7 protein-coding genes are annotated in these 5958 nt (G+C 63.8%); 5 read left to right on the top strand and 2 right to left on the bottom strand.

Annotated features, from left to right (window positions below):
- Positions 1-186: 186 nt before the first annotated feature.
- Complete coding sequence (gene pyrE, locus OOZ51_RS22160) at positions 187-759, top strand: orotate phosphoribosyltransferase (RefSeq protein WP_265982127.1); 573 nt, start codon at positions 187-189, stop codon at positions 757-759.
- A gap of 59 nt (positions 760-818) precedes the next feature.
- Complete coding sequence (locus OOZ51_RS22155) at positions 819-1868, top strand: thioesterase domain-containing protein (protein ID WP_265982126.1); 1050 nt, start codon at positions 819-821, stop codon at positions 1866-1868.
- A 10-nt stretch (positions 1869-1878) separates the two neighbouring features.
- On the opposite strand, the gene OOZ51_RS22150 is transcribed toward OOZ51_RS22155, so the two are convergent.
- Both OOZ51_RS22150 and OOZ51_RS22145 read right to left on the bottom strand, forming a co-directional pair.
- Positions 1879-2556 carry a tyrosine-protein phosphatase gene (locus tag OOZ51_RS22150; RefSeq protein WP_265982125.1) on the bottom strand — a complete coding sequence of 226 codons (678 nt, stop codon included), beginning with the start codon at positions 2554-2556 and terminating at the stop codon, positions 1879-1881.
- Positions 2557-2565: 9 nt separating this feature from the next.
- Positions 2566-3396: an HAD-IIA family hydrolase gene (locus OOZ51_RS22145; protein ID WP_265982124.1), complete on the bottom strand. Its 831-nt coding sequence runs from the start codon at positions 3394-3396 to the stop codon at positions 2566-2568.
- 105 nt (positions 3397-3501) lie between these two features.
- Between OOZ51_RS22145 and OOZ51_RS22140 the strand changes: the two genes are divergently transcribed.
- The 3 genes from OOZ51_RS22140 (at position 3502) to OOZ51_RS22130 (ending at position 5782) form a co-directional block, all read left to right on the top strand.
- On the top strand, positions 3502-4191 hold the full coding sequence (locus OOZ51_RS22140; RefSeq protein WP_265982123.1) for a TrmH family RNA methyltransferase: 690 nt from the start codon (positions 3502-3504) through the stop codon (positions 4189-4191).
- Between the two features lie 80 nt (positions 4192-4271).
- Positions 4272-5363, top strand: a complete 1092-nt coding sequence (gene fbaA, locus OOZ51_RS22135; protein ID WP_265982122.1) for a class II fructose-bisphosphate aldolase — start codon at positions 4272-4274, stop codon at positions 5361-5363.
- Complete coding sequence (locus OOZ51_RS22130; protein ID WP_059388503.1) at positions 5363-5782, top strand: DUF3151 domain-containing protein; 420 nt, start codon at positions 5363-5365, stop codon at positions 5780-5782. Before fbaA ends, OOZ51_RS22130 begins: the two co-directional genes overlap by 1 nt.
- Positions 5783-5958 lie beyond the last annotated feature (176 nt).

The raw sequence follows: 5958 nt of genomic DNA, 5'->3' as shown, positions 1-5958 counted from the left end.
CTCGGACGACTCGGAATTTCCATAAGGTTCCTTCCCCGCCACAAAAGTGTCACGCAACAGGCTGACACACAGGGAATTCCGGTGTCGCAGGGCACGATGCGGGTCGCAGGGCACGATGCGGGTCGCAGACTTTCCGTGACGCCGCCCTTTCCCCGGCCCTGAACGGCTTTACGTAGAATGGGGACCATGACTCCCGCCGTTGACACTGCCGCTGCCCGTGCCCGCCTCCTTGAATTGATCAAAGAACTGGCGGTCGTCCGCGGCAAGGTGATCCTTTCCAGCGGCGCCGAGGCGGACTACTACATCGACCTGCGGCGCATCACCTTGCACCACGAGGCCTCGAAGCTGGTTGGCCAGGTCATGTTGTCGATGATCGACGACGCCGGAATTGCCGTTGAGTGCGCCGGTGGCCTGACGATGGGGGCAGACCCGGTCGGCACCGCTGTGATGCACGCTGCTGCCGATACTGGCCGTGCCGTTGACGCCTTCGTGGTACGCAAGGCGCAGAAGTCCTACGGCATGGGCCGGCAGGTGGAAGGCCCCTCGGTCGAAGGCCGCAACGTCGTGGTTCTCGAGGACACGTCCACTACCGGAGGCTCGGCCTTGACCGCCGTCGAGGGAGTCCGCAAAGCCGGTGGCAACGTGGTGGCCGTGGCCGTGATCGTGGACCGCAACACTGGTGCCAAGGAAAAGATCGAAGCCGAAACCGGCGTTCCCTACCTCTTCGCCTTCGGCAAAGACGAGCTCGGCCTCGACTGACCTCGGGCGGGACTGAGGGGGATCGTGTGACCGTCAGCCCAAGCGCCTAAGCTGGCTGGGTGGACTTTCAGGCGGGGAAATTCCCTCGTAAGCAGCGCTGGCAGGATCCGGGCTCCCCGGCCCAGGTTCTTCGCCATGCCGCCGAGCTGAAGAGTTTTTCCCGTAGGACCTTCTTGATCGGCGCTGGCGCTTCCTCGGCCCTCGCGGCGGACATGCTGTTTACCCGCCAGGTCCAGGCCGAGCGCCGCACCACCAAGATCCTCCCGGTTGGGGATGACTTCGCGGAGTCCTCTTACCCCAACTCGAGTTGGATTCTCTTTCCTGGCTACAAGACCAGCTGGGAAGAAGCGCAATGGATCCTCAATTCCCTCCGTGGTTCTCTGCGGCAGAGAGGCCAGCTGGCCGCCGTCGGGTACTCCAACCTCGGGTTGGACGTCGCTGAGGTGGCGGACGCCGTCGTCGGCTACATCAATGGGCGGAAGCTGAACACGGTCTACTTCTATGGCCACAGCTTCGGCGGGATGCTGGCCACTGAAGTGGCCGCGCTCTTGCGTGAACGGAACGACGTCGGCGTCAAGCTGATCCTGTTGGATTCCTCCCCGTTCAGCAAGTACGACATCCTTGACCAAAGCTGGTTCGACGGCGTGGTGTTCTTGTACGAGAGCGGTTTCCAGGTTCCGTCGGTCATTCGCGGCGGTTACGAACTGGGCGAGCGCGTGGTCAACAAACATGAACGCACGTGGGGGCAGATCTGGGACCAGACCCTAGAGCAGCTGTCGCCGATCGCTCCGTCGAGTGTCCTGATCCAGAGCGAATCTGACTACATCTACCACTTCGATGGCACGCGGTTTACGGACAGGCTGGGGGATACGCGCATGGCTTTCATCGGAAATCCCCGCGATGACACGGTCAACTACGAGACTGCCCGGGCCGGGTGGGCCAAGACGTTCCCCCTCAACATGGCTTCCGCGGGACGCAGGACCGACGGCGCCCGGCCCGCCCACGCGAGTCCCCAGTGGAACCCTTTTGTCTACAATCCGATCATCGAGGATCTGCAGAACGAGCTATTCCCCTTGCCCAGGGCAGGCTCGCGGGTGGTCATCAGCTGACCAGTCTCAGCTACCCCCGCCGCAGTCCGTCCAACTCCGCACCGCTGAGGCCGGCGTCGTTCAGGTAGTCCGCCGCGTTTCCGAACTCGCGGGCGAACCGGTCCAGGAAGTACTCCATGGCAGCCTCGGGGGATTGCAGCAGCATGAGCGAGGGACTGAACGCCTCCTCCGGTACTTCGGGGACGGCCAGCCGCCACGCCGCGGCCATGGTCTCCAGCATCAGGGGCAGCGCCGCAGTGCTGGCAGCGTAGTCCGCCACAACGGCTGCGTGGTCCGTGCCGGTCGCGAGGAGCGCCAAGGCGGATACGACGCCGGTGCGGTCCTTGCCGAGGGAGCAGTGGATGAGCGTCCGCTTGCCTTGGGCGGCGGGCCGCAGGGATTCCGCCACCCAATCCGGGCGGGTGCGAACCCAGCCCAGGTACAGCTCGCCAAGGTCTTCGGCTGTGTGGATCGTTTGGAGCCCGGCCGCGGCGACACGCGGATCGAGGGGGTTTTCCACGAGCTCCACCGCGCCGTTGGCCAGCTGCCACGGCACGATGGCGCGCTCGTACCCGCTGCGCAGATCCATGACCGTCCGGATGCCGTGCAGTTCAAAGAAGGCTGCTGTCGCCGCGGTATCCATGCCGAACGGCTGGCTGCCCCGGAGGATGCGGCCGCCGGCCAGGGAACGCAGGTTCAGCACAGCCATGGCATCGGCCTAAATCTGGCTTTTGAGATCCGCTACCGAGTTCAGGACCTGGTTCGGCCGGAACGGGAAGGCCGCGATGTCCTCGCGCTGGGTGATGCCGCTGAGCACCAAGACGGTGTGCAGCCCGGCTTCCATGCCCGCGATGATGTCGGTGTCCATGCGGTCACCGATCATGGCGGTGGTTTCCGAATGCGCGTCGATCTGGTTCATGGCCGAACGGAACATCATGGGGTTCGGCTTGCCCACAATGTAGGGCTCGCGGCCTGTCGCCTTGGAAATAAGCGCCGCGATGGCGCCGGTGGCGGGCATCGGGCCGTCCTTTGACGGGCCGGTGGCGTCCGGGTTGGTGGCAATGAAGCGGGCTCCGGCGAGGATCAGCCGGATGGCCATGGTGATGGCTTCAAAGGAGTAGGTGCGGGTTTCGCCGAGCACTACGAAGTCCGGGTTCTGGTCGGTGAGGATGAAGCCCGCCTCGTGGAGCGCCGTCGTGAGCCCTGCCTCGCCGATGGTGTAGGCGCGGTTGCCGGAATCCGAGCCGCGCACCTGGTCCTTCAGGAATTGTGCTGTGGCCAGGGCCGATGTCCAGATGTTCTCCTCCGGGATTTCCAGGCCGGAGGAGCTCAGCCGGGCCGCCAGGTCCCGCGGCGTGAAGATGGAGTTGTTGGTGAGGACAAGGAATCGCTTGGAGGTATCCACCCAGCGCTGGATCAGTTCGGCCGCTCCGGGCACCGCCTGGTTTTCGTGGACCAGGACACCGTCCATGTCCGTGAGCCAGCATTCGATCTCATGGCCGTTGCGGTAAATGGTTGAGCTTTTCGGGGCCCCGGTTGCGTTCTCCATGCGTTTCCTCCGCGTGTTGGCTGGTTCTCGTCCCAAGTCTTTCATCTTTCGGTCTACGAGACACCCGAGCGTCCTGCGTTACGGTGCCCCGGCTAGGGTTGAGGAGTGACTGACCGGCCCCAGAACCCTGCCCCTACCGATACCACTGCTGTCTCGTCTAACGACGGCGAGCCCGAAGCGAAACCGGAGGTCGGCGTCGGGCCCTGGGAAGGTGATTGGCCGGAAGGCGAGCACTGGGATCCGGACCTCCTGGCGGACGGCGACCGCCGCAACGTGGTGGACAAGTACCGGTACTGGAAGCACGATGCGATCGTGGCGGATCTGGACGCCCACCGGCACGATTTCCACATCGCCATCGAGAACTGGCAGCACGACCTGAACATCGGGACAGTGGTGCGCACCGCTAACGCGTTCCTCGCCAAAGAGGTCCACATTATCGGACGACGCCGGTGGAACCGCCGCGGAGCCATGGTCACCGACCGCTACCAGCACGTCCGCCACCACCCCACCGTGGAGGACTTCGTGGCGTGGGCGCAGGGGGAGGGGCTGGCCATCATCGGGATCGACATCTTCCCGGATTCCGTGCCGCTGGAAACCTACGACCTTCCGCGCAACTGCGTGCTCGTGTTTGGACAGGAAGGCCCCGGCCTGACGCCCGAAGTGCACGAAGCCGCAGTCGCGACCCTGTCGATCGAGCAGTACGGTTCCACGCGGTCCATGAACGCGGCGTCGGCTGCGGCAATCGCGATGCACGCCTGGATCCGGCGCCACAACTTCGGACAGCGCGTGTCCTAAGAGGAGCCCGGCGGCAAAGGTCCGCAAGTGTTACCCGTCTCCATGACTGGAAACACGGTGCCGGATTCGAAGTCGCTAGGATGGTGCCTAGCCGTATAGGTCTACTCCAGGGTCAACAAAACCCACAGACGAAAATCAGCATAGGAGTCAGCATGCCCATCGCAACCCCAGAGATTTACTCCGAAATGATCGATCGCGCGAAGGCCGGCGGCTTCGCGTTCCCGGCAGTGAACGTCACCTCGTCGCAGACCCTGAATGCCGCCATCCGCGGCTTTGCCGAGGCCGAGTCGGACGGCATCATCCAGGTCTCCACCGGTGGTGCGGCTTACTGGTCCGGCGCATCCGTCAAGGACATGGTTGCCGGCTCCCTGGGCTTCGCGGCTTTCGCTCGCGAGGTCGCGAAGAACTACAACGTGAACATTGCCCTTCACACTGACCACTGCCCGCAGGACAAGCTGGCTGATTTCGTTCTTCCGCTCCTGGCCGCTTCCGAGGAAGCCGTCAAGGCCGGCAAGGACCCCATCTTCAACTCGCACATGTGGGACGGCTCGCACGAGACCCTTTCCGAGAACCTGCGCATCGGCCGCGAACTCCTGGAACGCGCTGCTGCCGCCAAGATCATCCTCGAGGTTGAAATCGGCACGGTCGGCGGCGAGGAAGACGGCGTCGAGAACGAGATCAACGAGAAGCTCTACACCACCACCGAAGACGCCCTCGCCACCATCGAGGCACTCGGCACGGGCGACAACGGCCGCTACCTGACCGCCCTCACCTTCGGCAACGTCCACGGTGTGTACAAGCCGGGCAACGTCAAGCTCCGCCCTGAACTGCTCAAGCAGATCCAGGCCGAGGTCGGTGCCAAGATCGGCAAGACCAACCCGTTCGACCTTGTCTTCCACGGCGGCTCCGGCTCCACCGAGCAGGAAATCGCCGACGCCGTTTCCTACGGTGTCATCAAGATGAACATCGACACCGACACCCAGTACGCGTTCACCCGCCCGGTTGCCGGACACATGCTCTCGAACTATGACGGTGTCCTGAAGGTCGACGGCGAAATGGGCAACAAGAAGACTTACGACCCCCGCGTCTGGGGAGCCTCCGCCGAGGCCGGCATGGCTGCCCGCATCGTGGAAGCCGCAAAGCAGCTCGGTTCGGTAGGCAAGACCTTCTAATGTCCGACGAATTCCGCAAGAACCTGATGGGCCCAGAGCCGACGCTCCTGCCTGCCGAGACCGAGGTGTACCAGCACCTTGCCTTGGGGCAGGAGGCCCTGGACCTCGTAGCCAAGTACCCCACGTCTTCGTTGCTGTGGGCGATCCTGGCCGAGGAAGCCTGGGCCGACGGCCGGACCATCGATTCCTACGCGTATTCCCGTGTTGGGTACCACCGTGGACTGGATTCGCTGCGCCGTAACGGTTGGCGCGGCGTTGGCCCCATCCCGTGGGAGCACGAGCCCAACAGGGGATTCCTGCGCGCTCTGTACTCGCTCGGCCGGGCTTCCGCAGCCATTGGCGAAGCCGAGGAACCGGAACGGATTGAGAAGTTCCTGAATGACTCCGATCCCGCCGCGAAGGCAGCGATCGAAGGCTAGGACTACTGAGTTAAACGCAGACGGCGGCCGCGCACCGGAAGGTAGGCGGCCGCCGTCGCGCTTTCCCCGCCCAACTGAATCGCAGTTAATGTCGTTATGAGGGGGCAAAGTCATATGGTCGTAGCAACGCTCTGATTGATGGAGCGTTTTATGGTCAGGTCATTTCCTCAGAGTGC

Origin of the sequence: Arthrobacter rhizophilus, assembly GCF_026241105.1 — a bacterium.
Lineage (GTDB): Bacteria > Actinomycetota > Actinomycetes > Actinomycetales > Micrococcaceae > Arthrobacter.
Note: the sequence above shows the minus strand (reverse complement) of the source record. Positions and strands in the feature narration are given on the sequence as shown.

Coding starts and splice junctions, on each gene's coding strand:
- pyrE (WP_265982127.1), top strand. CDS start 187: ATGACTCCCGCCGTTGACACTGCCGCTGCCCGTGCCCGCCTCCTTGAA.
- OOZ51_RS22150 (WP_265982125.1), bottom strand. CDS start 2,556: ATGGCTGTGCTGAACCTGCGTTCCCTGGCCGGCGGCCGCATCCTCCGG.
- OOZ51_RS22145 (WP_265982124.1), bottom strand. CDS start 3,396: ATGGAGAACGCAACCGGGGCCCCGAAAAGCTCAACCATTTACCGCAAC.
- fbaA (WP_265982122.1), top strand. CDS start 4,272: ATGGTGCCTAGCCGTATAGGTCTACTCCAGGGTCAACAAAACCCACAG.
- OOZ51_RS22130 (WP_059388503.1), top strand. CDS start 5,363: ATGTCCGACGAATTCCGCAAGAACCTGATGGGCCCAGAGCCGACGCTC.